Origin of the sequence: Lentzea sp. NPDC092896 (assembly GCF_044754905.1) — a bacterium.
Lineage (GTDB): Bacteria > Actinomycetota > Actinomycetes > Mycobacteriales > Pseudonocardiaceae > Lentzea.
The window spans coordinates 992,743-1,016,877 of record NZ_JBIVPX010000003.1 but is presented as its reverse complement, the minus strand read 5'-3'; the positions used below and the strand labels follow the sequence as shown (position 1 = coordinate 1,016,877).

Annotated in this window: 26 protein-coding genes; 16 read left to right on the top strand and 10 right to left on the bottom strand. The window is 68.8% G+C overall.

All coding sequences use genetic code 11. The features are described 5' to 3' along the window. Window positions 1-1,446: an MDR family MFS transporter gene (locus ACIQF0_RS20800; protein ID WP_401031410.1), complete on the bottom strand. Its 1,446-nt coding sequence runs from the start codon at window positions 1,444-1,446 to the stop codon at window positions 1-3. Window positions 1,447-1,638: 192 nt separating this feature from the next. Here ACIQF0_RS20800 and ACIQF0_RS20795 point away from each other — a divergent pair, with 192 nt between their 5' ends. Beyond that, a complete protein-coding gene (locus ACIQF0_RS20795) occupies window positions 1,639-2,583 on the top strand; it encodes a serine hydrolase domain-containing protein (RefSeq protein ID WP_401031408.1) in 945 nt (314 codons plus the stop codon). Between the two features lie 60 nt (window positions 2,584-2,643). Beyond that, window positions 2,644-3,339 carry a hypothetical protein gene (locus ACIQF0_RS20790; RefSeq protein ID WP_401031407.1) on the top strand — a complete coding sequence of 232 codons (696 nt, stop codon included), beginning with the start codon at window positions 2,644-2,646 and terminating at the stop codon, window positions 3,337-3,339. Here the strand turns inward: ACIQF0_RS20790 and ACIQF0_RS20785 are convergent. Further along, window positions 3,304-3,780, bottom strand: a complete 477-nt coding sequence (locus ACIQF0_RS20785; protein ID WP_401031405.1) for a DUF6328 family protein — start codon at window positions 3,778-3,780, stop codon at window positions 3,304-3,306. The genes ACIQF0_RS20790 and ACIQF0_RS20785 overlap by 36 nt on opposite strands. Before the next feature lie 80 nt (window positions 3,781-3,860). Here ACIQF0_RS20785 and ACIQF0_RS20780 point away from each other — a divergent pair, with 80 nt between their 5' ends. Further along, window positions 3,861-4,406, top strand: coding sequence for a superoxide dismutase (locus ACIQF0_RS20780; protein WP_401031403.1), 546 nt, complete (start codon window positions 3,861-3,863; stop codon window positions 4,404-4,406). Here the strand turns inward: ACIQF0_RS20780 and ACIQF0_RS20775 are convergent. Next, window positions 4,403-5,092 (bottom strand): DUF4241 domain-containing protein, encoded by a 690-nt coding sequence (locus ACIQF0_RS20775; RefSeq protein ID WP_401031402.1) that lies wholly within the window; start codon window positions 5,090-5,092, stop codon window positions 4,403-4,405. The genes ACIQF0_RS20780 and ACIQF0_RS20775 overlap by 4 nt on opposite strands. Before the next feature lie 122 nt (window positions 5,093-5,214). On the opposite strand from ACIQF0_RS20775, the gene ACIQF0_RS20770 reads away from it, so the two are divergent. The 6 genes from ACIQF0_RS20770 to phoU all read left to right on the top strand — a co-directional run bounded on the left by ACIQF0_RS20770 (window position 5,215) and on the right by phoU (window position 12,654). Next, entirely contained in the window at window positions 5,215-5,979 is a 765-nt protein-coding gene (locus tag ACIQF0_RS20770; RefSeq protein WP_401031400.1) for a macro domain-containing protein, read from the top strand. A gap of 10 nt (window positions 5,980-5,989) precedes the next feature. Then, window positions 5,990-7,114: a tRNA dihydrouridine synthase DusB gene (gene dusB / locus ACIQF0_RS20765; protein ID WP_401031399.1), complete on the top strand. Its 1,125-nt coding sequence runs from the start codon at window positions 5,990-5,992 to the stop codon at window positions 7,112-7,114. Then, window positions 7,107-7,559: a hypothetical protein gene (locus tag ACIQF0_RS20760; protein WP_401031397.1), complete on the top strand. Its 453-nt coding sequence runs from the start codon at window positions 7,107-7,109 to the stop codon at window positions 7,557-7,559. Before dusB ends, ACIQF0_RS20760 begins: the two co-directional genes overlap by 8 nt. Window positions 7,560-7,700: 141 nt before the next feature. Beyond that, window positions 7,701-8,549, top strand: a complete 849-nt coding sequence (locus ACIQF0_RS20755; RefSeq protein WP_401031395.1) for a GGDEF domain-containing protein — start codon at window positions 7,701-7,703, stop codon at window positions 8,547-8,549. 298 nt (window positions 8,550-8,847) lie between these two features. Next, window positions 8,848-11,916, top strand: coding sequence for an LCP family protein (locus ACIQF0_RS20750; RefSeq protein WP_401031393.1), 3,069 nt, complete (start codon window positions 8,848-8,850; stop codon window positions 11,914-11,916). Window positions 11,917-11,988: 72 nt separating this feature from the next. After that, the gene (gene phoU, locus ACIQF0_RS20745; protein WP_360045423.1) at window positions 11,989-12,654 is read left to right on the top strand and encodes a phosphate signaling complex protein PhoU; all 666 of its coding nucleotides are present in this window, start codon (window positions 11,989-11,991) and stop codon (window positions 12,652-12,654) included. Window positions 12,655-12,667: 13 nt separating this feature from the next. Here the strand turns inward: phoU and ACIQF0_RS20740 are convergent, their stop codons facing one another. The 7 genes from ACIQF0_RS20740 to ACIQF0_RS20710 all read right to left on the bottom strand — a co-directional run bounded on the left by ACIQF0_RS20740 (window position 12,668) and on the right by ACIQF0_RS20710 (window position 19,610). After that, a complete protein-coding gene (locus tag ACIQF0_RS20740) occupies window positions 12,668-13,828 on the bottom strand; it encodes a hypothetical protein (RefSeq protein ID WP_401031391.1) in 1,161 nt (386 codons plus the stop codon). Between the two features lie 27 nt (window positions 13,829-13,855). After that, window positions 13,856-14,632, bottom strand: coding sequence for a phosphate ABC transporter ATP-binding protein PstB (gene pstB / locus ACIQF0_RS20735; RefSeq protein ID WP_319976685.1), 777 nt, complete (start codon window positions 14,630-14,632; stop codon window positions 13,856-13,858). 10 nt (window positions 14,633-14,642) lie between these two features. Next, entirely contained in the window at window positions 14,643-15,557 is a 915-nt protein-coding gene (gene pstA, locus ACIQF0_RS20730; protein ID WP_401031388.1) for a phosphate ABC transporter permease PstA, read from the bottom strand. After that, a complete protein-coding gene (gene pstC, locus ACIQF0_RS20725) occupies window positions 15,554-16,618 on the bottom strand; it encodes a phosphate ABC transporter permease subunit PstC (RefSeq protein WP_401031386.1) in 1,065 nt (354 codons plus the stop codon). The genes pstA and pstC overlap by 4 nt, the downstream gene beginning before the upstream one ends. Window positions 16,619-16,651: 33 nt before the next feature. Next, a complete protein-coding gene (gene pstS, locus ACIQF0_RS20720; protein ID WP_360045432.1) occupies window positions 16,652-17,764 on the bottom strand; it encodes a phosphate ABC transporter substrate-binding protein PstS in 1,113 nt (370 codons plus the stop codon). 198 nt (window positions 17,765-17,962) lie between these two features. Next, window positions 17,963-18,838: a mycothiol synthase gene (mshD, locus tag ACIQF0_RS20715; RefSeq protein WP_396425145.1), complete on the bottom strand. Its 876-nt coding sequence runs from the start codon at window positions 18,836-18,838 to the stop codon at window positions 17,963-17,965. Between the two features lie 10 nt (window positions 18,839-18,848). Then, complete coding sequence (locus ACIQF0_RS20710; RefSeq protein ID WP_319976680.1) at window positions 18,849-19,610, bottom strand: response regulator transcription factor; 762 nt, start codon at window positions 19,608-19,610, stop codon at window positions 18,849-18,851. Window positions 19,611-19,785: 175 nt separating this feature from the next. Between ACIQF0_RS20710 and ACIQF0_RS20705 the strand changes: the two genes are divergently transcribed. The 7 genes from ACIQF0_RS20705 (at window position 19,786) to ACIQF0_RS20675 (ending at window position 23,600) form a co-directional block, all read left to right on the top strand. After that, window positions 19,786-20,508: an alpha/beta hydrolase gene (locus tag ACIQF0_RS20705; protein ID WP_401031383.1), complete on the top strand. Its 723-nt coding sequence runs from the start codon at window positions 19,786-19,788 to the stop codon at window positions 20,506-20,508. Continuing rightward, the gene (locus tag ACIQF0_RS20700; protein ID WP_401031382.1) at window positions 20,505-21,341 is read left to right on the top strand and encodes a DUF2993 domain-containing protein; all 837 of its coding nucleotides are present in this window, start codon (window positions 20,505-20,507) and stop codon (window positions 21,339-21,341) included. Before ACIQF0_RS20705 ends, ACIQF0_RS20700 begins: the two co-directional genes overlap by 4 nt. Next, window positions 21,338-21,745 (top strand): thioredoxin family protein, encoded by a 408-nt coding sequence (locus ACIQF0_RS20695; RefSeq protein WP_401031380.1) that lies wholly within the window; start codon window positions 21,338-21,340, stop codon window positions 21,743-21,745. The genes ACIQF0_RS20700 and ACIQF0_RS20695 overlap by 4 nt, the downstream gene beginning before the upstream one ends. Window positions 21,746-21,824: 79 nt before the next feature. Then, on the top strand, window positions 21,825-21,902 hold the full coding sequence (locus ACIQF0_RS20690; protein WP_360045477.1) for a putative leader peptide: 78 nt from the start codon (window positions 21,825-21,827) through the stop codon (window positions 21,900-21,902). A gap of 72 nt (window positions 21,903-21,974) precedes the next feature. Further along, window positions 21,975-22,412, top strand: coding sequence for a DUF4395 domain-containing protein (locus ACIQF0_RS20685; RefSeq protein ID WP_360045440.1), 438 nt, complete (start codon window positions 21,975-21,977; stop codon window positions 22,410-22,412). Window positions 22,413-22,450: 38 nt separating this feature from the next. After that, a complete protein-coding gene (locus ACIQF0_RS20680; protein ID WP_401031377.1) occupies window positions 22,451-23,296 on the top strand; it encodes a sulfurtransferase in 846 nt (281 codons plus the stop codon). Window positions 23,297-23,300: 4 nt separating this feature from the next. Further along, window positions 23,301-23,600, top strand: coding sequence for a DUF1416 domain-containing protein (locus tag ACIQF0_RS20675; RefSeq protein ID WP_319976674.1), 300 nt, complete (start codon window positions 23,301-23,303; stop codon window positions 23,598-23,600). Window positions 23,601-24,135 lie beyond the last annotated feature (535 nt).

Sequence of the window (24,135 nt, the reverse complement as noted above, 5' to 3'; positions counted from 1 at the left end):
TCAGTGGGCCATCACGTCGCCGGACGTCGTGGTCCGGCTCGGCAGCATGGCCGCCACGACGATCGTGGCCGCGGCCAGGACGGTGGCGATCACGAACGCCAGCTTCATGCCGCTCAGCTGCGCCAGCGCGGCGGTGGTGCCTTCTGCGACCAGGTGGCTGGCGCGGGCGGACATCACGGTCACGACCAGGGCGGTGCCCAGGGCTGCCGCCACCTGCTGGAGCGTGCCGAGGATCGAGCTGCCGTGCGGGTACATGTTCGGCGGGAGGGCGCCCATGCCGAGGGTGAAGATCGGCGTGAACGTCGCTGCCAGGCTGACCATCAGGAGTGCGTGCAGGGCGAGCACCTGCCAGTACGGCATGGTCATCGAGACCTGGGTGAAGCCGGCGAGGGAGAGCACGATGCCGATCGAGCCCGGCAGGACCAGCAGGCGGCTGCCCAGGCGGTCGTACAGGCGGCCGACGGTCGGGCCCAGCAGGCCCATGGCCAGGCCGCCCGGCATGAGGAGCAGGCCGGTCTGCAACGGGGTGAGGCCTCGCAGGTTCTGCAGGTAGAGGGGGAGCAGGATCATCGAGCCCATCATCGCCAGGAACGCGATGCACATCAGGGCCAGCGCCAGGGCGAAGGTGCGGTGGGTGAGGGTGCGCAGGTCCATCAGCGGGGCGCCGGTGCGCTGCAGTTTGAGCTGGCGGAGCACGAAGAACGCGATGGTGGCGGCGCCCGCGACGACGATGCCGATGCTCGGGCCCAGGTTCGACTCGCCCTCGCCGAAGAGGCTCAAGCCGTAGACGAGGCCGCCGAAGCCGAGGGTGGCCATGGCCGCGCTGGCCCAGTCGAGGGTGCTGACCTGGGGTTCACCGATGTTGTCGAGGTGGCGCAGGCCGAAGTACGTCACGGCGCCGGCGATCGGGAGGACCGCCACGAACAGCAGGCGCCAGGAACCCAGCTGCAGGATCACGCCGGAGATGGCCGGGCCGAGGGCCGGGGCCACTGAGATCGCCAGCGTCACGTTGCCCATGACGCGGCCTCGGTCCTGCTCCGGCACGACGGTCATCAGCGTGGTCATCAGCAGCGGCATCATCACGGCGGTGCCCGCGGCCTGCACGATGCGGCCCAGCAGCAGGATCGTGAACGACGGCGCGGCTGCGGAGATGGCGGTGCCCGCGAGGAAGACGCCCATCGCGATCGCGTAGCCCTGGCGGGTGGTGACGCGCTGCAGGAACCAGCCGGTGACCGGGATCACGGCGGCCATGGTGAGCATGAACGCGGTGGAGACCCACTGCGCGGCCTGTTCGGTGACGTGCATCGACTCCATGAGGCGCGGAATCGCGTTGATCATGAGCGTCTCGTTGAGGATCACGACGAACGTGGCCAGCACCAACAGGCGCACGACCAGGGGTGTCTTGCCCCCTTGCACGGTCGGCCGGTCTTGGATCGCAGCAGGCATGTCAGGCCCTCACTAGGTTGCTGGCATCAGGTTCTTCGCGACACCGGAGGAGACCTGCAACGCTGTAGGAACTCATCGGTACACCCGAGTCTTCCTCATCGCCGCCCCGGTCTCACCCGGTTTCTCGTCCGTCTACCTGTACGTCGAAGGGCCAGACCGCGAATCGACATGCCGGTCCGTAGTTTTTTCGGGATGGGGTTGAAGCTGGGCGAACTGATCGCCGAGTACGACGTTCCAGGTGCTCAGGTGGCCGTGCTGGCCGGCGGGGAGATACGGGACGAGGCCGCGGGCGTGCTGAGCGCGCACACTCAGGTCGAGGTGACGAACGACTCGGTGTTCAAGGTCGGTTCGATCACCAAGATCTGGACGGCCACGCTCGTGCAGCAACTGGTGGACGAGGGGCTGCTGGATCTCGATCGTCCGATCTGCCGCCACCTGCCTGGGTTCACCGCTTCGCTCACGGCTCGTCATCTCCTCACGCACATGGGCGGAATCGCCGCCAACCACTTCTTCGACACCGGGCGCAACGGCGACGCGATCGAGAGGTTCGCGGACGCCATCGCGGCGGAGGAGCACCCCGTTCCACCTGGCACTGCTTTTTCGTACTCCAACAGCGGGTTCGTGGTGCTGGGCAGGCTGGTGGAGGTGTTGCGCGGCCGGCAGTTCCACGACGTGCTGCGCGAACGACTGGTGACGCCGCTGGGATTGCGGGCCGTTGCCACCGACGCGGACGAGGCGATCTTCCACCGGGCCGCGGTCGGGCACCACGAGGACGGATCGCCGGTCACCGAGTGGGCGGTCGCTTACGGCACGGCACCGAGCGGGTCGCATTTCGCGATGAGCGCGCGTGAGCTGCTGGAGTTCGTGCGGCTGCACCTCGACGACCCGAAGCTCGCGGTGTTGCGGGAGACCCAGGTCGACGCCGTGCCCGACCTCGGGATCGGGGTGATCGGCTGGGGGCTCGGATGGATGCTGCACCGGGACGGCGTGGTCGGACACACCGGGGTTTCGAAGGGGCAGAAGGCTTTCCTGCGCGTGGCACCAGACGCCGGGGTCGCGGTGGCCGTGCTGACCAACAGCGTGCTCGGCGAGCCGTTGGCGCACAGGATCTTCACCGAGGCTCGGACCACGGGCTGAGGGCGGGGTCGGACCACGGGCCGATCACAGGCGGTCGCGGCGCTGGCAGCGTCAACGACCATGAGGTTTCCGAACGGGTGGGTTGGTGGCACGGCTCTCGTCGTGGGGCCGGTGCTGTTGCTGGTGGGCACGCTGTTGCGGTCGCCGTTCAACTTCTTCTTCCCCGACCAGTTGAAGGCGGTGGCCGAGCATCCGGAGTTGATGCGGGCGGCCTACACGGCGTTTCTGGCCGGGAACGTCGTGATGTGGGCGGCGGTCGCCTGCCTGGTGCAGCGGATGGGGACCGGCAGCCCCAGGTGGGCGGCCTGGGGCGGGATGCTGGTGACGGTCGGGTTGTTCGAGCGGACCTTTCACGCCGGGGTCGATCAGGCGGCGTTCAGCGCCACCAGGCAGTTGGGGGTCGAAGGGGCGACGGACCTGGTGGCGAAGGGGTACGGAGAGCTGCACCTGTTCAGCTTCCTGTCCTTCACGATCATGTTCGGCTGGTTCGTGCTGGCCTTCGGGGCGTACCGGTCCGGGGTGCTCGGCAAGGTCAGGTCGGTGGCGCTGGCGACCATGGGGTTGTTGCCGCTCGGAGTCCTGAAGGGGACCGAGGTGCTGTCGATCGTCGGCACGGCCGGGTTGTGCGTCGCGTTGGTGCCGCTGGGGGTTCTGGTGTTGCGCGAGCAGCCTCGGCCGACGCGGAAGAACGTGCTGACGGCGGTGCCGGTGGCGCTCGGGCTAGGCGCGCTCGCGGTTCTGAGCACGCTCGGATGAGGCGAACGGCACCGCGAACCAGAGGCCGGTGAAGACGACGAACGCCAGCACGCCGACCACGATCGCGGGCCAGCCGCCCAGGACCACCTCGGCGAGCAGCAGGACGGTGCCGGTCATCGCCAGGGCCAGGAAGGCCAGGCCCACCAGGGCGGACGTGTTGCCGTAGCGGACCACGTCCTCGCGGCGGCCCTGGCGGAACAGGACTCGGTGCCACGCGGCCGGAGCGGTGAGGAAGGCGACGGCCGCCGCCGCGCACAGCACCGTGACGAGGTGGGTGACGCGGATGTAGCCACCCACGGTCGTGTACTTGTCGGTGAACGCGATGGAGAGCAGGAAACCGAACAGGATCTGCACGCCGGCCTGGGCCACGCGCAGCTCCTGGAGCAGCTCGTTCACGTTGCGGGCGAGTCTGCGCTGGCGAGATTCCTCGGCTTCGCTCACCACGCTCGCGTACCCGCATCTGAGCAGTTGAAACGCCGAAAAATGGCGGAGCTGGGCCGTTGGCACTAAGCAGGTGATCCATGAAGACGCTTGCAGTCGCGGTCGCCGCCGCGCTCGTGTTCACCGGAACCGCGCACGCCGAACCCGCGAGGGTGGCTCACACGTCCGCGAAGTTCGAGAGCTACAACGCCACGGCGAAGGCCGTCACGTACGACGCGAAGGTCCCGGCCGGAGCCAAGGTCACCGTCGTCGGAGTACCGACGGTCACTGGCGGCACGACGGTGTTGTTGGTGTTGAACGGATTGCAGCCGCACCGGGCTTACGGCGCGCACGTCCACGTGAAGAAGTGTGGTGCGGCTCCTGCCGATTCAGGGCCGCACTTCCAGAACGTCGCCGACCCGGTCCAGCCGTCCGTCGACCCGGCCTATGCCAACCCCCGCAACGAGATCTGGCTCGACGTGCACACCGACGGCCGCGGGTTCGCCCACACCGAGTCCACTGTGGACTGGCAGTTCACCGAACGGCACGCGCAGTCCGTGGTGCTGCACAACGAGCACACGCACACCAAGCCCGGCGAGGCAGGCACCGCCGGGCCACGACTGGCGTGCGCGAACGTCGAGTTCTAGACCCGGTTGATCACAAAAAAATCAGTGACGAACGCGACCGGCTCGCCCGCGGTGTTGCGGCCGACCCAGGTCGGGTAGACGCCGTCGCCCCAGCCGGTCGAGAACGCCACGACGTTCAGGCCGGTGCGGGCGTCGGTCACGCTGGCGGGGCCACGGCCGCCGCCCACCTCGCCGAGCGCGTCGATCAGGGCGCAGTTGCCCAGGTGGTCGTCGCCGGTCAGGCGGTCCAGCGCCGAAGCGGCGGCGATGTCGAAGAAGGCGCCGGTGCTCGACTTCACCTCGTAGCCGAACTCGGGCATCATCGGCAGCATCGGCAGCATCGGCACGTGCTCGCCGGGCACGACCGCCGGCCGCCACGAATAGGCGGGCTCGTCCTTCACGGTCACCCTGGCGGCCGCGACGCGGTAGCCCTGCCGCAGGTCGGGCTCACCGTCCTCGTCGATGTACGAGACCAGCGAGACCGACACCGGGTACGTGCCCGGCTCGACCTCGTCGGTGAACGACTCCGCGTCCTCCGGCCACACCACGAACGGGTCGGCCGCCACGAGTCTGCCGGTCGGCAAGGCCAGCTCACCGACCTGCTGCACGGCGATGACCTGCTGTTCGCCACCACCGGTCTGCTTGCCCACCGGTCCGTCGACGAAGAACCGCTCGAACCCGGACCTGATCAGTGCAACCGCCCCCATGAGCTAGGCCACCTCCAAGGGCATGTTGGCAGAAGGCCCTGACACCCGATCGGGGCACCGGGGGTGTTCGCGCTCAGTGAAGTCCGCGATACCGCAAGGAATTCGCTGCCACGCTGGTCAGCATGGGGACGATCGAGGTTGTGCTCGGCGACATCACGCAACAAAGAGTTGACGTCATCGTCACGGCGGCTAACGAGTCGTTGCTCGGCGGGGGCGGGGTGGACGGTGCGATCCACCGCGCGGCCGGGCCGAGGCTCGCGGAGGCGGGGTCGAAACTGGCGCCGTGCGAACCGGGCCAGGCCGTGGCCACACCGGCGTTCGACCTGGCGCCGGTCAGGCACGTGATCCACACGGTCGGGCCGGTCTGGGAGGACGGCGAGCAGGGCGAGGACCTGGTGCTCACGAGCTGCTACCTCAACTCGCTCCTGCTCGCGGAGGAGCTCGAAGCCGAGAGCATCGCCTTCCCCGCCATCGCGACCGGCGTCTACGGCTTCCCCGTCGAACGGGCGGCGGAGATCGCCGCGCTGACGATCCGCTCGCTGGCGATCATCGAGGAGATCCGGTTCGTGGCGTTCGACCAGGAGACCTTCGACGCGCTGACCAGGCAGCTGGCCAAGCCGGTCGAGGTGTCGTGCCCGACCTGCGAGGCCAGGGCGATCCCGATCGCGTACGGGACGTTGGCCAACCCGCGGTTCGAGGGGAAGGGAGCCGGGTTGTTCGCACCCGACGGGTGCTTCAAGCTGGGCGACGGCACCGATCCGCAGTGGGAATGCGCGAACGGCCACCGGTGGACCAACGGCGAACGTGACGAACGTCGCCACCAGGTCGCCGTCCTGGACGCCTTCACGGTCACTCTCGGTGAAGATCACGGCAGGTCAGTGCCGTAACCTGAAGGGCGTGTCCGTTCCCTCCACGCTGAAGATCGGCCCGTTCGCCGTCGACCCGCCCGTTGTGCTGGCCCCCATGGCCGGCATCACCAACGTGGCGTTCCGGCAGCTGTGCCGTCAGTACGGGGCCGGGCTCTACGTCTGCGAGATGATCACCGCCCGCGCCCTCGTGGAACGCGACGCGATGACCATGCACATGATCACGTTCGACGAGGGGGAGAGCCCCCGGTCGATGCAGCTCTACGGCGTGGATCCGCGCAACGTCGGAGAGGCCACGAAGATGATCGTGGACGAGAACCTCGCCGACCACATGGACATGAACTTCGGTTGTCCGGTGCCCAAGGTGACGCGCAAGGGCGGTGGCGCGGCGCTGCCGTACAAGCGCGAGCTGTTCCGGCAGATCGTGCGGGCCGCGGTGCGCAACGCCGGGGACATGCCGGTGACCGTGAAGTTCCGCATCGGCATCGACGACGACCACCTGACGTACCTCGACGCGGGACGTATCGCGCAGGACGAGGGCGCACAGGCCGTGGCACTGCACGCGCGCACGGCGTCGCAGCGGTACTCCGGCAAGGCCGACTGGACGGCCATCGCGCGGCTCAAGGAGGCCGTGACCAGCATTCCGGTGCTGGGCAACGGCGACATCTTCAGCGCCCAGGACGCGCTCGACATGGTCGCCGAGACCGGGTGCGACGGCGTGGTCGTCGGGCGCGGTTGTCTCGGCCGGCCGTGGCTGTTCCGGGACCTGCAGGCGGCGTTCCGCGGTGAGCCGGTCCCCGAGGGTCCGAGCCTCGGCGAGGTCGCCGACGTGCTGCGCAGGCACGCCGAGCTGCTCGCGGCGCACGACGGCGAGCACAAGGGGCTGCGCGACCTGCGCAAGCACATGGCCTGGTACTGGCACGGCTTCCCGGTCGGCGGCGACACGCGGCGGGCGTTCGCGATGGTGTCGAGCCTGCAGGAGCTGGACGACCTCATCGGCACGCTCGACCGGTCGGTGCCGTTCCCCGAGAACGCCGAGGGGCCGCGCGGCAGGCAGGGCTCGTCGGCGAAGGTCGTGCTGCCCGAGGGCTGGCTGGACGACCCGGAGGACGCCACGGTGCCCTCCGGTGCGGACGTGATGCACTCCGGTGGCTGAACGCGTCGCGGTCCTCCTGGCCTCGCTCGCGCTGGTCGCGGGCTGTGGCGGTCCGGTCGCGGGCTCCGCGAAGCCGGTCCGGCTGTCCGACGGCGACCGCGCCAAGTTCAAGGAGTACTACGCCCAGGTCAACAAGGCCGGTGACGAGAGCGCGTCCAAACAGGCACAACTCCTGAAGGACACGCAGCACCCGGACTTCCGGCAGAAGGCGTGCGACCTGCGCGGCGCGACGATCAAGGTCGAGCCCACGTGGACCACGCTGCGGATGGACGCCGACTGGGCACCACCTGGGGAGAAGGCCCATCCGCGTGGCGACGTGTACGTCGTCGCCGTCACGATCACGCTGCGGCAGCAGGATCAGGCGATCGGCAGCCAGATCGGCTCACTGCACGTCGTGCTCCTGGACGACGAGGTGTACGGGTTCGCGCCCTGCTTCGGTGGCTGAGCGGGTTGTTGATCTTCCAAGCTCACTGGATCGGAGCAGCTGACGGTCAACCGGACGGGGGAAATCCCACCCCCACGTGTCCTTGTAGCTCAAGCACCGCCTCCCAAGGGACGACACCTGCCAAGTAAGGAGGTGACCGCGATGACCGCGCTGCGACCCGAAACCGCAGAGACCCAGCAGGCCGACGCCCCAGCCGACAAGCAGGGTCCTGGCCTTGTGGGGCTGCACGAGTCCATCGCGACGTTGCTCGCCTCCCGCGGCCAGTGGCGCCAGGCGTACCAGCACCTGCGTTCCGCGCTCGACCTCGTCCACGCGGACCAGGTCGAGGAGCCGCACGTTCCGGAACAGCTGCGCCGCGAGGTCGAGCTGCTGCGCCGGGAGCACGCCGAGGCGCGCGAACAGAGCCTGCGCGACAGCCTCACCGACTCCTACAACCGCCGTTACCTCGACCAACGGCTGATGGACCTGCTGACCGAGCACGGAGCGTGCCGGCACGGGCTCGCCATCGCGCTGATCGACCTCGACTGGTTCAAGCAGGTCAACGACACCTTCGGCCACATCCTCGGCGACCGGGTGCTGCAGCGCGTGGTCGAGATGCTCCAGCAAGGCCTGCCCGAGGGCGCCTTCTGCGCCCGCTACGGCGGCGAGGAGTTCGTGCTCGTGCTGCCCCGCGTAGACGCCTCCAGCGCCCTGGAGATCGTCGAGAACGCCCGGGAACGTGTCGAGCGTCACCCGTGGCAGGAGATCGCGCCAGGGCTGCGCGTGACCGTCAGCGCGGGCCTCGCGTACGAGCCGCCCGCGGACGAGGCGCCGCAGCGGCCGGCGGTCAGCGCCGAGCAGCAGTTGCTCCGCGCCGACAGCCTCCTGTACACAGCCAAGCAGTCGGGACGCAACGCGGTGGCGTACCGTGCCGACGGACGGGTTCGCCTCGCAGGTGCTGCCGCGGGCAGGCGTGCGATCACTGAGACACGTGTTCTCGGTTACTACTGAGTGACCTGGCTCACCCGTTCAGGGCAAGCAGACTGCTCGTAATCGCGTACAGATCGCAGCTCTATCACCCGGAGTGGTCGTCAGAAGTGGCCTACATCCGTAGTATCGCGGGCGCAACTGACACGCCGGTGATGCAACCCTTGTGTCCCGGTCGACGTCCTTTCGTAATGACGAACCGCTTTTGCTTCTGACCCAGAAGGGAGATTGGGTGCCCGACGACCCCCGACGTGGCGGCCCCTCTTCCCGTGGTGATCAGGATCCCCAGCACGACCAGCCGACCGGCCGTAGACGTCGCTCGATGGAAGGCTCTGGGGGCCTGAGCGTCTCGGACCTCATCGAGCAGCACAGCAGGACGAACATCCCCCGACCCGTCCCGCCAGGCTCGCCCGACGAACCCACGACAGGCAGGCGTGCCCTGCCCGACCCACCCGCGCCGACCGGCAGGCGTGCTCTGCCTGATCCGCCGGTGCACCAGCCACCGCAGCCCCAGCAGCCTCCACAGGCACCGCGGCAGCAGCCACCCGCAGCTCACCGGCCTGGTGAGCAGACGGGTACGCGCCCGCGGCCTGAGCAGGCTGCCCCGCAGAACTTCACCGCCGACCAGACCGGCAGGCGGCGCAGGGCGGACGTTCCGCCCGAGCCCAACGGCGTTCAGCAGCCCCCGGCACGCCCGCGTCCCGCTCCAGGTGAGCAGACCGGTCCACGGCCGAGGCCTGCCCAGATTCCGATCCCGAATCCGGAACAGAGCGGTGCCTACCGGGTCGAGCAGACCGGCCAGCGGCCGCGGCCCGACGCGACGGGCATGCAGCGCCGTCCGGTCCCCGGCGAACCGCCGAGCGGCCAGGTCCGGCGTCCCGCGCCGAACGAGATGCCGCCCAACGGCGCTCCGCAGCGCAGGCTCGCCCCCGGCGACGCTCCGTCGTCCAACGGCATCCCGCGCCCACCGGCGCCCGACGCCACCTCGAACGGCATGCCCAGGCCGCCGGCTCCCGGCGACCCGAGGCGCATGCCTCCTGGTGACGCGCCGTCCTCGAACGGCATTCCCCGGCGTCCGGCGCCTGGTGTGCCCGAGGCGAACGGCATGCCCGCCGGCACGGTCCGCCGGCCGGGACCCGACGTCAACGGGGCACCGCCGCGCAGGCTCCCGCCGGGCGACGCCCCGTCGTCCAACGGCATCCCGCGCCCACCGGCACCCGGCGAGATCTCGCAGCCCACCGGTCTCAAGCGCCCGCCCGTTCCAGGTGGGGCGCCGGACGGTCCCGCGCCGCGCCGCCTCCTGGCGGGCGAGGCACCGTCCTCCAACGGCATTCCGCGTCCTCCCGTCCCCGGCGAGGGCCCGGAGAACACCGGCCGCCGCCCCATGCCCCCGAACGGGGACGTGACCGGCAGGCAGCCGATGCCGTCGCGCGCGGAGTCGAGCGGTCCCCGGCCGATGCCCCCCAGGGCGGAGTCCAGTGGCCCGCGGCCGATTCCCGGTGGCCTCGCGGGCCGGCTCGGCGCCGAGCCCGTGGACGAGCCCAAGGCCGACGCGCCCGGCCCTGAAGCCACCCAGATCGCCTCGGCGGCGGGTGTGGCCAAGGTCGAGAAGCGCGAAGACATGGACCCGTTGAGCCTCACCACCGAGATGGAGGCCATCGGCGACGACGTCAAGAAGCGTCGCGAGGTCGACCACACTCTCGCGCGGTTCTCCGCGGTGCACGACGAACTGCTCGAGCAGGAGCGCCAGCGCAAGGAACGGCGCGCCAAGCTCATGCCGTGGGTCAAGGACGGCGACGAGGACGACCTCGTCGACGAGGCGACCCAGTTCGCCGAGCCGGTCGTCCTCGGTGAGGAAGCCGGTGTGCAGCGCACTCCTGGTCGCACGCCGCAGCAGCGCAAGCTGATGCGCGCCGGCCGGATCGGCGCGATCGCCGCCGCGGCCGTCGTGTTCGCGTCGACGGGCATCGGCTGGGCCGCGATGCAGTGGGCCGACTCCAAGATCCAGAAGACCCAGGCGCTGGGCGGCAACTCCCAGGCCGTGCTCCAGGCCGAGAAGCAGCTCGGTGACGAGAACTTCCTGCTGGTCGGTTCGGACACCAGGGCCGGTGCCAAGGCGGGTGACAACGTCGGCACCCAGGCGCAGGAGGGTGGCGCGCGGTCGGACGTGATCATGCTCGCGCACATCCCCGCCGACCGGAAGCGCATGGTCATCGTGTCGCTGCCGCGCGACGTGCGCGTCGACCGTCCCGCGTGCCGTGCGTGGAACCCGGACAACGCGCAGTACGCGGGCCCGTTGGCGCCGGAGAAAGAGGTCATGGCGAACTCCGTCTACAACGACGGTGGACCCGAGTGCGTCGCGAACCTGATGACCCAGCTGACCGGCCTCAACATCAACCACTTCGTCAGCATCGACTTCGTCGGCTTCCGCGAGATGTCGACCGCGATCGGCGGCGTGGAGATCTGCTCGCCGACCGCGATCAAGGACGACGAGCTCGGTGTCATCCTCGAGAAGCCGGGCAAGTACACGCTCAAGGGTGACCAGGCGCTGCAGTACGTGCGCGCTCGCAAGGTCCAGGCCCAGGGCGACAGCGGCACGGACTTCGACCGGATCAAGCGGCAGCAGGGTTTCCTGTCGGCGATGCTGCGTCAGGCGCTGTCGAACGAGGTCCTGCTGAGCCCGACCAAGCTCAACAACTTCATCAACGCGCTCACCAAGTCCACCGTCGGTGACAACGTCGGTGTGGCGCAGTTGCTGGAGCTCGCGAACTCCTTGCAGAGCCTCGACGCCGGCCGCGTCTCGTTCGTGACGATGCCGCACTGGACCGACGAGGGCCCGACGAAGTCGAACGACGACAACATCGAGCGGCTCAAGGACGACGACGTCAAGGCGTTGTTCCAGACGATCATCGACGGAACGCCACTGCCGCAGGAGAAGCCGGTCGAAGGAAAGCCCGGCGAGACCAACGCTCCCGCGCAGCAGCCCGGCACGGTGATCGACCCCAAGGACGTCACCATCCAGGTGCTCAACGGGGACCCGACCAACGGCGGCGCGGTCGCCAGGACGTCGAACGCGTTGGAGCAGCAGGGTTTCAAGATCGCCCAGCGCGGCAACGCCACGGAGAACGCACCCAAGACGATCATCAAGTTCGCGAAGGGCAACGAGAACAAGGCCGCGACGCTCAAGGCGGCCGTGCCCAGCGCGGAACTGGTCGAGGCGCCCGAGATGGGCGGAGCGGTCCAGCTGACGATCGGCGCGAACTTCGACGAGAAGATCCAGGCACCCAAGGCGGGTACCCAGCAGGGCACTCCGCAGGGTCAGGCCGCTGGTCAGCCTGGCGACGGTCTGTCCATTGTGAACGCGGCACAGGACCCCTGCGCAGCGAAGTGATTCGCCTGGGGTTCACCTGCGGTTCATGCTGGCATGTCGCTGCCGCGATGGTCGGGACGTAGGCTGAACGCCATGCGCGAGGCCTACCACGACTCTCTAGAAGAGCTCGCCGAACGACTGGCCGACATGACCGGCATGGTCGCTGAGGCGATGCAGAACGCGACCACGGCACTGCTGCAGGCCGACCTCGGCCTGGCCGAGCAGGTCATCAGCGGCGACCAGAAGGTCGACGACGTCCGCTCCAGCATCGAGGAGCAGTCGTACGCGCTGCTCGCGTTGCAGGCACCGGTCGCGACCGACCTGCGCACGGTGCTCGCGGTGATCCACGCCGCCGAAAGCGTCGAGCGCATGGGCGACCTGGCGCTGCACGTGGCCAAGGCCGCGCGGCGCCGGCACCCGGCGTCCGCGCTGCCGGAGGACGTGCAGCCGTACTTCTCCGAGATGGGCCGCATCGCGGTCAAGCTCGCGAACGAGGCGGCGTCGATCATCCGCGAGAAGGACGTCGCCCGCGCGCGCAGCCTCGAGGACGAGGACGACGCGATGGACGACATCCACCGCCACCTGTTCTCCGTGATCATGGACAAGGACTGGCAGCACGGCGTCGCCGCGGCGGTGGACGTGACGCTGCTGGGCCGTTTCTACGAGCGCTACGGCGACCACGCCGTGTCGGTCGCCAAGCGCACGGTCTTCGTCGTCACCGGCCGGATGCCCGGCTACGGCGACGACGAGAACCTCTGAGCCCCTTCAGGAATCAGCGAAACTGCCCATCGCGCTCTGCCACCAGCTCCGGATCGGCGTAGGCCTCGGAGAACTCGGCGAGCACGGTGGGCAGTTCTTCGTCCCACACCGCCCGTGCCTCGTCGCGCGGCAGGTCCCGTGCGTCCACGGTGAAGTAGGCCCACGCCCGCACGATCTCGGGCAGCAGCGCCAGATCCGCGTCGCTCACGTGCAACTTCGCCGCCACGTTGAGGATCAGCACGGCGGTCAGCGACGCCGGACCGTAGACGACGGGGTCGCGGTTCTGCTCCACCGCGGCGGAAACGACGATCCGCGCGAACGCCTGTGCGGCCTCGACGTCCGTGATCCCGTGCTCTGAGGCCAGGAACGCGCCGACGACCTCGTCCGTCCTTTCCGGACTGATGGCGGGGATCTCGTACTCGTTGGGCACCAGGGCACTCACACGGGCGTCCGCGAGGGCGATGAGCTGCACCGGGTGCCGCACGTCCTCCTCGCCCATCAGGCCCTCCTCGGCCTCCTCGTCAGGGCCGTCCTCCCAGAACTGCTCGACGTCCGGCCACACTCGGTCGTAGACGTCGCTGGCGCTCAACGGCGTGATCTCGTCGCGGAACGCCTCGGGCGTGGAGGCGATCATGTCCTCCAGCAACGCCACGGTGCCCTCGGCCGGCGTCGCGAACAGCTCGATCGCGGTGGCGCCGAGCACCGGCTGACGCATGAACAGGACGGTCTCGCCGACACCCGCGCGTTCCTGGGTGATCGCGACGACCTCCACGTCCCCCAACAGGTTCGTGACGAGGAAGGCGTCGCGGAAGTCGGACACGGTGCCGGCGACGTACCAGGACGGCTCGGCGACACCGCGTGCCGCAACGGTTTCCGCGGCGGCGAACGCGGCGGTCCTGTTCTCCTCGGAGCCCACACCGGCCAGCGCGCGCAACGCGGTGAGCGCCGCGGGGTCGTCCATCTTCTGCAGCGCCTCGACCAGCGGGTCGGTGCCGGAGCCGGCGAGCCAGAGCGTCGCGTAGAGCTCGCTCGCCCAGGCGTCCGCGAGCAACCAGGACTCCGAACGCAGCGCGGCCGCCGACTCGAGCAACGCCCCGTACGGGGACTGCTGCTCGGGCCTGCGGCCGGGTGCCTTGCCTTGCTTCTTCTTGCGGGGCTTGCTTTGCGGGCTCACGCCAGCAAGATAGTCCAACCCGCGGATTTAGCCGAACCGGCCGGAGATGTAGTCCTCGGTCGCCTTCTGGCTGGGGTTGGAGAAGATCTTCTCCGTGTCGTCCACCTCGATCAGCTGTCCGGGCTGACCGACACCCAGCAGGTTGAAGAACGCGGTCTGGTCGGACACGCGCGCGGCCTGCTGCATGTTGTGAGTCACGATGACGATCGTGTACTCCTTCTTCAGCTCGGTGATCAGGTCCTCGATCGCCAGCGTGGAGATCGGGTCCAGGGCCGAGCACGGCTCGTCCATGAGCAGCACGTCGGGCTGCACCGCGATGGCACGCGCGATGCACAGACGCTGCTGCTGACCACCGGAGAGGCCGCCGCCGGGCTTGTCGAGGCGGTCCTTGACCTCGTTCCAGAGGTTGGCGCCGCGCAGCGAGCGCTCCGCCACCTCGTCGAGCTTCTTCTTGTCCTTCACGCCCGAGAGCCGCAGGCCGGCCACCACGTTGTCGCGAATGGACATCGTGGGGAACGGGTTCGGCCGCTGGAACACCATGCCGATGGTGCGGCGCACCTCGACCGGGTCCACAGTGGACGCGTAGATGTCCTCGCCGTCGAGCAGCACCTTGCCCTCGCACCGGGCGCCGGGGGCGACCTCGTGCATGCGGTTGAGCGACCGCAGCACGGTCGACTTGCCGCAACCCGAGGGGCCGATGAACGCGGTCACGTTCTTCGGCGGCACCGCGAGCGAGACGTTCTCCACGGCGTGGAACTTGCCGTAGAAGAGGTTCAGGTCCTTGATGTCGAGTCGCTTGGCCATGTCCGCCCGCTCACTTCGTCTTCGGCGCCAGCGCCCGCGAGATCACGGTCGCCAGGAGGTTGAACAGGGTGATGAGGACGACGAGCGTGATCGCCGCGCCCCAGATGCGGTCGAAGCCCGCCGCCGTCGGGTTGTTGCGCTCGTTCACCATCATCAACGGCAGCGAGGCCATGGGGCCGTCGAACAGGTTGTAGTTGATGAACGGCGCGTACGCCGCGAGCACCAGCACCGGCGCGGTCTCACCCATGACGCGGGCGAGCGCCAGCATGATGCCGGTCAGGATGCCGGACAGCGCGGTCGGGATGACGATCTTGACGATCGTCTTCCACTTCGGGATGCCCAGAGCGTAGGAGGCCTCGCGCAGCTCGTCCGGGACGATCTTGAGCATTTCCTCCGTGGTGCGCACGATGACCGGCACCATCAGCAGCACCAGCGCGAGCGACACGGCGAACGCGCTGCGGCCGAGGCCGAAGGTCGTGATCCAGACCGTGTAGACGAACAGCGCCGCGACGATCGACGGGACACCGGTCAGGATGTCGACCATGAACGTCGTCGCCTTCGACAGCCGGGAGCGGCCGCCGTACTCGACGAGGTAGATGGCGATCATGATGCCGACCGGCACGGAGATCACGGCGCAGACGAGGCCTTGGACCAGCGTGCCGTAGATCGCGTGGTACGCGCCGCCGCCCTGCTGCCGGGCCAGCAGGCCCGACATCGACTTCTGCCACCAGTCACCGTCGAGGATGACCGGGAAGCCGCGCTGCAGCACCGTGTAGAGCACCCACACCAGCGGGATGATCGCGATCAGGAACGCGCCCCAGACGAGCCCGGTGGCGATGCCGTTCTTGATCCGGCGGGACACGCTGACCGACTGGAACGTCGGCGGCGTCGCGAGGCGCTGGGGATCCGCGAGATTCGTGCTCACTCGTACTCCTTGTGGCCGGCGACGATCGAGCGCGCGATGGCGTTCACGACGAAGGTCAGCACGAACAGCACCAGACCGGCGGCGATGTAGGCACCGGCCGAGCGCGCGTCGTTGAACTCGGGCGCTGCCAGCGCGATCTTCGAGGCGAACGTCGAGCCACCGTCGAACAGCGACCAGCCGAACGAACTGGTGGCGGTGCTCAGGATGATCGCGACGGCGATGGTCTCACCGAGCGCGCGGCCGAGGCCGAGCATCGAGGCGCTGACGTAACCGGCCTTGCCGAACGGCAGGACGGTCGTGCGCACGACCTCCCACTTGGTCGCGCCGAGCGCGATGGCGCCCTCGATGTGCATGGTGGGCGTGCGTTCGAAGACCTCGCGGCTCACGGCCGTGATGATCGGCAGGATCATCACCGCGACGACGATGCCCGCGGTGAAGATGGTGCCGCCGAGCTGCACGTTCACGTTGCCCTTGGCGAAGATCGGGATCCAGCCGAGGTGCTCGATCACCCACTCGGAGAACGGGAAGAGCACGGGGCCGAGCACGAACAGGCCCCAGAGGCCGAAGACGATCGACGGCACGGCCGCCAGCAGGTCCACGACGTAGGCGAACGGCCGGGCGAGGTTGCGCGGCGCGTACTGCGTGAGGAACAGCGCGATGCCCAGCGCGATCGGCATGGCGATCAGCAGGGCCACCAGCGCGACCACGACCGTGACGAGCGTCAGGTCGAGGATGCCGAACCGCAGGTTCGACGGGTCGGTGGTGTTCCACTCGCGACTGGTCAGGAAGTTGACGTTGTCCAGCCCGAGCGACGGGATGGCCTGCAGGATCAGGAACAGGCCGATCGCGCCGATGAGGACGACGATGAAGACACCGGACCCCGTCGCCAGGCCGCGGAAGATGCGGTCACCGGGCCGGACGTGAGGTGCCTTGGCGGTTACTGGAGCTTCCGGTGTCGGGGGAATCGGAGCCTCCGAGGCGGTGGGAGCAGCCGCAACGCCCCGCTCGGCTCCGGCTGCACCGGAGCCGGCGGGGCGCTTGGCCACGACGGGATCATTCATCGCGTCAGCGTTTGTCGAAGTCTCGCATCAACCTCAGGCGATCGCCTTCACGGCGGTCAGGAGCTTGTCCTGGAACGCCTTGGGCAGCGGGACGTAGCCTGCGTCGGCGAGCTGCGCCTGACCGGTGGTGGCGGCAACCGTGAGGAACGCCTTGACGGCCTTCGCGGTGTCGGCGTCGTAGCCCTTCGAGCACACGATCTCGTAGGTCGCGAGCAGCAGCGGGTACGCACCGGCGGTCTTGGAGCCGTAGATCGAGTCGAGGTCGAGGACCAGGTTGTTGCCCTCGCCCTTGACCTTCGCGCCGTCGATGGCCTTGCCGGCCGACTCGGCGGTCAGCTCGACAGCGCCGGCACCGGAGTCGATCTTGGCGATCGAGAGCTTGTTGTCCTGGGCGAACGACCACTCGACGTAGGTGATGGCACCGTCGATGGAGCCGACGGCCTGGCCGACACCGGCGGACTTCTCCTTGCCCTCGCCGACACCGCCCTTGAACTGCTTGCCGTCACCCTTGGTCCAGCCGCCGGCGACCTTCAGGTACTTCTGGAAGTTGTCGGTCGTGCCCGACTCGTCCGAGCGGTAGATGACCGAGATGTCCTTGTCCGGCAGGGTCGCGGATCCGTTGAGCGCCTTGATGGCCGGGTCGTTCCACTTCTTGACCGTGCCGGAGAAGATCGCGGCGATGGTCTTGGGGTCCAGCACGAGGCTGTCCACACCGGAGACCTTGTAGCCGACGGCGACGGGGCCGAAGACCAGCGGCAGGTTCCAGGCCGGGTTCTCCTTGCAGCGCTTGGCTGCGTCCGTGGTCTCGGCACCGTCCTTGAGCGCGGAGTCCGAACCGCCGAAGTCGACCTGGCCGGCGTTGAAGTTCTTCACGCCCGCGCCGGAGCCCGAGGGGTTGTACGCGAGGTCCACACCGGGGCAGGCGGCCTGGTAGGCCTGCACGAACGCGTCGACCGCGTTCTTCTGCGCGGAGGAGCCCTCGGCGTTGAGCTTGGTCTTGCCACCGCACTCGACCGGGACGGAGGCGGCGTTCGACGAGGGGTTCGTGCCACCCGCCGGCGCGTTGTTGTCACTGCCACACGCACCGAGCAGCAGCGCGCTGGCCGCGACGAGGCCGAGAACGGCACCGTGCCGCTGGATCTTCACCTTGGTCCTCCACCTTGCGGAAAGCATTAGCGGTTCGCGACGGACGCCGCCGCTCGCTACGGAAGGTAGGTAGCCAGAATGGACAGCCCACCTAGTCAGGGTGAACGGGAGGTGAACACCGAACGGGAAGTGACGGGTCACACGGCCAAAAGAGTGACCGCGTGACCAGCGCGTATGCGTTTTGTGACGGTACGTTGACTACCGGGCGTACTGGACGTCGGCGTCCCAAAGGGTGAATCCGAGCTTCGTGTACACGCGGACCGCCGCGGTGTTGTCCGACTCGACGTAGAGCATGACTTCCTTGACGCCCTGTTCGCGCAGGTGACGCAGGCCGGCCAGGGTCAGCACCTTGCCCAGCCCGCCGCCCTGGCGGTCGGGGTCGACGCCCACGACGTAGACCTCGCCGAGCTCGGGCGTGTGCACCTTGGTCCAGTGGAAGCCCGCCAACTCGTCGTCGGCGTCGAACGCGAGCAGGAAGCCCTCCGGGTCGAACCAGGCCTCTTCTTCTTTCGCACGAACGTCCTCGATGGACATCGCGCCCTGCTCGGGGTGCCAGTCGAACGCGCGGTGGTTCACGTAGACGACCGCGGCCTCGTCCTGGCCCGGCACGAACGGCCGGATGGTGATGCCCTCGGGCACCGACGGCTCCGGCAGGTCGTTCTCGACGCGCAGCCGCATCCGCAGCAGCTCGCGCACCTTGCGGAAACCGAGCTTCTCCGCGAGCTTCTCGGCGTCCGGGTGGCCGCCGTGCGCCCAGATCCGCAGCGACTCCTGCGGGAGCGCTTTCACCAGTGCCTCGCCCACGCCCTGATGGCGGTACTTCGGGTGCACGGCGAGCTCGGCGACCTTGTTGCCGCCGGAGTCACCGACCAGGTCGACGTGCGCGTACCCGGCGAGTTCGCCGTTCAGGTGTGCGAGCAGGTGCCTGCTGCCTGTCGCGCCGGGGCGCATCCGCAGTCGCACGGCCTCGCCGACCGGGGCCACGCCATCGGTGCCCTGGGCAGCCTCCAGCAACCCCGTCACCTCGGCGGCCTGGTCGGCCGTCAGCTCCTCGAACCAGCTCAGTTGCGCCACACAGGCGAACCTACCGCGCGATCAAACGCTCATCCAGGACGCGGGCGGAGTCGTCGATCTCCACCTCGGCGAGGTCGGACGGGCGGCGGGACGATCCGGGACGCGGCGGGCGGACGAACTTGTAGCCCACGTTGCGGACCGTGCCGATGAGCGCCTCGTGCTCGGGGCCGAGCTTGGCGCGCAGCCGTCGCACGTGGACGTCGACCGTGCGGGTGCCGCCGAAGAAGTCGTAGCCCCAGACCTCCTGCAGCAGCTGCGCGCGGGTGAAGACCCGGCCCGCGTGCTGCGCGAGGTACTTGAGCAGCTCGAACTCCTTGTAGGTGAGGTCGAGCGGGCGGCCCTTGAGGCGCGCGGTGTAGGTGGCCTCGTCGATCACGAGGTCGCCGAGCTGGATCGCGCCGTCGCCACCGGGCTGGGTCGTGCCGCGGCGCGAGCGGACCAGCCGCAGGCGGGCGTCGACCTCGGCGGGACCGGAGTTCGGCAGCAGGATCTCGTCGACCGACCAGTCGGAGTTGACCGCGACCAGACCGCCCTCGGTGACCACGGCCACCACGGGCACGTCCACACCGGACGAGTCGAGCAGGCGGCACAGCGAGCGCGCGCCGACCAGGTCCGTGCGAGCGTCGATCAGCACGATGTCGTGCGGTCCGGCCTCGAGGAGCGCGGAGACCTCTGGACGCAAGGGGCGTACGGCGTGGGGAAGCAGAGCCAGCGCCGGAAGCACGGCCTCCGGGTCGGGGTCTGTCGTCAGCAGAAGCACGTCGATGCTCATTCGCGGCGCCCTCCAAATCGGCCGTGGTCGGTCACCTGGACCAGACCAGCGGCGTACGGTGACCGGGCCCCGTTGCCTGCGGATGACGGAGACAATACCGGTGCACCCCGAGAAAGTCCCAGGTCAAGAAGCCGTGCTCACACTTGTTTCCACAAGCGTCATGCCTGTTACATCCATGTCACATGACGGAGTGCGCCTGCACGGCGTCCACCACAAGAGTGAGAGCGACCTCGCTTTCGTTGTGGGACACGGATTCACGAACAACGTGCGCCGGCCGTACGTCGCCCGCGTGCTTGCCCGGATGGCCAGGAAAGCCGGCGTGGTCGCGTTCGACTTCCGCGGCCACGGACGTTCGGAAGGGCGTTCCACGGTCGGCGCGGACGAGATCCACGACATCGAGGCGGCCGTTCTCAAGGCCCGCGAACTCGGTTACTCGAAGATCGCCACGGTCGGGTTCTCGATGGGCGCCTCGATCGTGCTGCGGCACGCGGTGCTGGGGGAGACCCGTCCGGACGCCGTCGTCTCCGTCAGCGGACCGGCCCGGTGGTGGTCGCGCGAAACCGCTCCCATGCGCCGGGTGCACTGGTTGCTGGAGCAGCCGCACGGCAAGCTGGCGGCGCGGGCGCTCGGGGTTCGGCTCGGCGGTAGCTGGGTACAACCGCCGGAGAGTCCGCTGGAGGTGGTCGGGCGGATCACGCCCACCCCACTGCTGATCGTGCACGGTGACCTGGACCACTATTTCTCCGTGGACCACGCCAGGTCGCTGCACCGCGCGTCCTCAGGACATGCCGAGTTGTGGATCGAGCCCGGCATGCGGCACGCCGAATCGGCCGCGACTCCAGACCTGGTAGACCGGATGGCGGCATGGATCGTCGCCAAGATCGAGGACGAGGAATGACTGCAGGGTATTCCGGCCAGAACCCGGCGCGCGCCAAGCCGAAGAAGAAGTCGCGGCGCGGGAAGTTCCTCATCATCGCGGTGATCGTGCTGGGCGTGCTGCTCGTCGCGGCCGACTTCGCGCTCGCGGCGGCCGGTGAGTACCAGATCGCCCAGCGGATGCGGGAGAAGCTGCAGCTCAACGAGGACCCGTCGGTGCGCATCAACGGGTTCCCGTTCATCCTGCAGGCGATCCGCGGCGACTACACGCACGTCCGGATCGACGCGTACGGCGTGCCGATCAAGGACGAGCAGCAGGGCGTCGACCTGCGCGACCTCGACATCGGCGCCGACCTGCGGCACACCCGCGTCGAGCTGGCCGACCTGCTCGCGGGCAACGTCTCCAAGGCGACCATCGACACCGTCGAGGGCAGCGTCCGGATCAAGGCGCCGGACCTGAACCGGCTCGCGAACCAGGTGACGCCGTTCGACAAGCTCTCGATCGAGCCCGACAACCGCGCCGCCGCCACCCAGACGCCGGCCGACCCGAAGGCGCCCAAGACCACGGCCGCGATCAAGCTCTCCGGCCAGACCAACGTCGCCGGCAAGGTCATCACGCTCACCGCGTACGGCCAGATCGCGCTGGTCAGCGGTGCCATCCAGATCAACATCGATGACATCGAGCTGGACGACGCCTCGCTCAAGCAGATCATCCCGCAGCTGCGCCAAGCGCTTGCGATCAAGATCGACCCCGGCACGCTGCCGTTCAACGCCACGCCGACCGCCGTCGAGGTGGAGAGCGGTTCGTTCAAGCTCAGCGGCACGATCGCGGATGTACCGTTGGTCCAACGATGACTGGTGTGTGGGCGCTCCTGGGCGCGCTGGCCGTGGCCGGCGCGATCGGTGTGCTGCTCAAGGTCCGCGAGGGCCGCATCTCTCGTCGCGAAGCTTCGATCGACCTGCCCGCCCCCGTGCGCGACCTGCTCGCGCCGGGGGTGACGCTGGTCCAGCTCTCCACCACGTTCTGCGCGCCGTGCCGGCACGCGAAGGTGATCCTGCGCGACCTCGCCGACCGCACGGACGGCCTCACGCACGCCGAGCTCGACGTCACGAACCTCCCGGACGTCGCCACCAGACTCGGCGTCATGCGCACCCCGACGACGTTGGCTCTGAGGGCCGACGGAACCGAGGTTCTGCGAGTCGGCGGAGTGCCGAAACGCGACTCGTTGATCGAGGCCCTGCGCCCGCATTTGCCCTAATCCGGTCGGGTGAACCTGCGTTGTTCCACCAGATGGACATACCTCCCGCACCGAGGGATTGAGGGCTACCCTCGCTGGCATGACCTTGCTGCTCACGAAGCGACGCGCGGTTGACCTGTGCCGCACGCGCAGCAGCCTGTGTCGCACGACGAGCTGAACTGGGCTGCTTGACGCCCATCAGCTACCTCTGCCGGACTGAATCCCCTCGTCCGTTTGCCCGGAGGTCGTCGTGCCCAAAGACCGCCCTGTTGACCCGCGCGGACCGCGCTTCTCCGCCTGGATGACGACCGTCATCCTCGCGATCGTGTTGCTCACCGGCTGGTGGCGTCTCCTCGCCGCGCAGACGGTGCTCTTCGCGATGTGCGCGTTCATCTCGCTGAAGTTGAACCCGTGGGGTCACGTCTACCGCTACGCGATCCAACCGCGTCTGACCCCGACCACCGAACGCGAGGAAGCCGCCCCGCTGCGGTTCGCGCAAGGCGTCGGCTTCGTCTTCGCTCTGATCGGCACCCTCGGTTACGCCACGGGCCTCACCACGCTCGGCATGGTCGCAACCGGCTTCGCACTGGTCGCGGCACTGCTCAACGCGGCGCTGGGCCTGTGCCTCGGGTGCGAGATGTACCTGGTGCTGCGCCGGTACGCACCCGCCCTCGCACGTCCGCAATAACGACAAGCACACGCACTAAAACACAGGAGCAACTTCCCATGAGCCGTGAGAACGTGCTGGTCTCGGCCGCCTGGTCCGAGGAAAACCTCCAGGCGCCGGGCGTCGTGTTCGCGGAGGTCGACGAGGACACCACCGCGTACGACGGCGGACACATCCCCGGAGCCGTGAAGATCGACTGGAAGAACGACCTCCAGGACCCGGTCCGCCGCGACTTCGTCGACCGCGAGGGCTTCGAGAAGCTGCTCTCGGCCAAGGGCATCTCCAACGACGACACCGTCGTCCTCTACGGCGGCAACAACAACTGGTTCGCGGCCTACGCGTACTGGTACTTCAAGCTCTACGGCCACACCAACGTCAAGCTCCTCGACGGCGGCCGCAAGAAGTGGGAACTCGACGGCCGCCCCCTGGACAAAGAGGAGGTCACCCGTTCCACGACCTCGTACTCCGCCCAGGAGCAGGACCTCTCGATCCGCGCCTTCCGCGACGAGGTCGTCGACTCGATCGGCAACAAGAACCTCGTCGACGTGCGCTCCCCCGACGAGTTCTCCGGCAAGCTGCTCGCCCCGGCCCACCTCCCGCAGGAGCAGGCCCAGCGCGGCGGCCACATCCCGTCCGCGGTGAACGTCCCGTGGTCCAAGGCGGCCAACGAGGACGGCACCTTCAAGTCCGACGACGAACTCCGCGAGCTCTACGCCGAAGCGGGCTTCGACGGCAGCCGCAAGACCATCGCGTACTGCCGCATCGGCGAGCGCTCCTCGCACACCTGGTTCGCCCTGCGCGAGCTGCTCGGCCACGAAGACGTCAAGAACTACGACGGTTCTTGGACGGAGTACGGCTCGCTGATCGGCGTGCCGATCGAGCTCGGTTCCGGCAAGGAGGCCTGATCTCATGACCAACGGCTGCGGCGCCCCTGCTCAGGGCGGCACGATCGACGCGTCGACGACGGAAACCGTCCTGGAGGGCAAGGTCCTCGCCGACGGCACCCCGGTAGGCGGCGCCTTCGTCCGCCTGCTCGACTCGACGGGCGAGTTCACGGCGGAGGTGGTCACCTCCCCGGAGGGCGACTTCCGCTTCTTCGCGGCACCGGGCAGCTGGACCGTCCGAGCCCTGCACCGCACCGGCAACGGCCAGGCCGCGGTGTCGGCCTCCGGTCCGGGCGTGCACGCGGTGGAGATCGCGGTCGCCTAGACCCGCAAGACCTGGTTGGTAGGGCGAGGGCCCCGGCGGTTTCGCACCGCCGGGGCCTTCCACGTCTCGGGCAGGCCCGCGGTCCCGGGCAGGCTCGCGCAGGGGTCCCCTTGGATTCAGCGTCCCCCGCGACCCAACGTACAGAGCAGGTCTGACACTCCCGCCGGTCACGGCAAGCACCCACCGCCCACTCATACGCGATGCCGAAGGCGAGCCGTCCTTACCGTGCGGTCCGGGTGGGGTGGCTTCGTCACGAGTCGTGCCACAGCTCTTGCTGCATCAGAGGATGGGTGTCAAACGGACACGCTTTTCGTCCGTTTGACACCCATCCTCTGATGTGGCCCGCTCTTGGCACGGCTCGTGACGAAGCCACCCCACCAACGCAACCCTCTACGCAACGCAACTCCGCCCAAAGCAACAGGCGTGCCATCAACCCGCGTATGGCGTGGACCCCGGCTTTTGATCAGATTGGCGGGGTCTGGGGCGGAGCCCCAGGAATCAGCCGCCACGTCCCCCTCGCAACCCAACCACCTAC

Bases quoted from the DNA above. Each gene is read 5' to 3' on its own strand.
- ACIQF0_RS20800 (WP_401031410.1), bottom strand. From the start codon at position 1,446: ATGCCTGCTGCGATCCAAGACCGGCCGACCGTGCAAGGGGGCAAGACA.
- ACIQF0_RS20795 (WP_401031408.1), top strand. From the start codon at position 1,639: ATGGGGTTGAAGCTGGGCGAACTGATCGCCGAGTACGACGTTCCAGGT.
- ACIQF0_RS20790 (WP_401031407.1), top strand. From the start codon at position 2,644: ATGAGGTTTCCGAACGGGTGGGTTGGTGGCACGGCTCTCGTCGTGGGG.
- ACIQF0_RS20780 (WP_401031403.1), top strand. From the start codon at position 3,861: ATGAAGACGCTTGCAGTCGCGGTCGCCGCCGCGCTCGTGTTCACCGGA.
- ACIQF0_RS20775 (WP_401031402.1), bottom strand. From the start codon at position 5,092: ATGGGGGCGGTTGCACTGATCAGGTCCGGGTTCGAGCGGTTCTTCGTC.
- ACIQF0_RS20770 (WP_401031400.1), top strand. From the start codon at position 5,215: ATGGGGACGATCGAGGTTGTGCTCGGCGACATCACGCAACAAAGAGTT.
- ACIQF0_RS20755 (WP_401031395.1), top strand. From the start codon at position 7,701: ATGACCGCGCTGCGACCCGAAACCGCAGAGACCCAGCAGGCCGACGCC.
- ACIQF0_RS20750 (WP_401031393.1), top strand. From the start codon at position 8,848: ATGGAAGGCTCTGGGGGCCTGAGCGTCTCGGACCTCATCGAGCAGCAC.
- phoU (WP_360045423.1), top strand. From the start codon at position 11,989: ATGCGCGAGGCCTACCACGACTCTCTAGAAGAGCTCGCCGAACGACTG.
- pstB (WP_319976685.1), bottom strand. From the start codon at position 14,632: ATGGCCAAGCGACTCGACATCAAGGACCTGAACCTCTTCTACGGCAAG.
- pstC (WP_401031386.1), bottom strand. From the start codon at position 16,618: ATGAATGATCCCGTCGTGGCCAAGCGCCCCGCCGGCTCCGGTGCAGCC.
- ACIQF0_RS20710 (WP_319976680.1), bottom strand. From the start codon at position 19,610: ATGAGCATCGACGTGCTTCTGCTGACGACAGACCCCGACCCGGAGGCC.
- ACIQF0_RS20705 (WP_401031383.1), top strand. From the start codon at position 19,786: ATGTCACATGACGGAGTGCGCCTGCACGGCGTCCACCACAAGAGTGAG.
- ACIQF0_RS20700 (WP_401031382.1), top strand. From the start codon at position 20,505: ATGACTGCAGGGTATTCCGGCCAGAACCCGGCGCGCGCCAAGCCGAAG.
- ACIQF0_RS20695 (WP_401031380.1), top strand. From the start codon at position 21,338: ATGACTGGTGTGTGGGCGCTCCTGGGCGCGCTGGCCGTGGCCGGCGCG.
- ACIQF0_RS20690 (WP_360045477.1), top strand. From the start codon at position 21,825: ATGACCTTGCTGCTCACGAAGCGACGCGCGGTTGACCTGTGCCGCACG.
- ACIQF0_RS20680 (WP_401031377.1), top strand. From the start codon at position 22,451: ATGAGCCGTGAGAACGTGCTGGTCTCGGCCGCCTGGTCCGAGGAAAAC.
- ACIQF0_RS20675 (WP_319976674.1), top strand. From the start codon at position 23,301: ATGACCAACGGCTGCGGCGCCCCTGCTCAGGGCGGCACGATCGACGCG.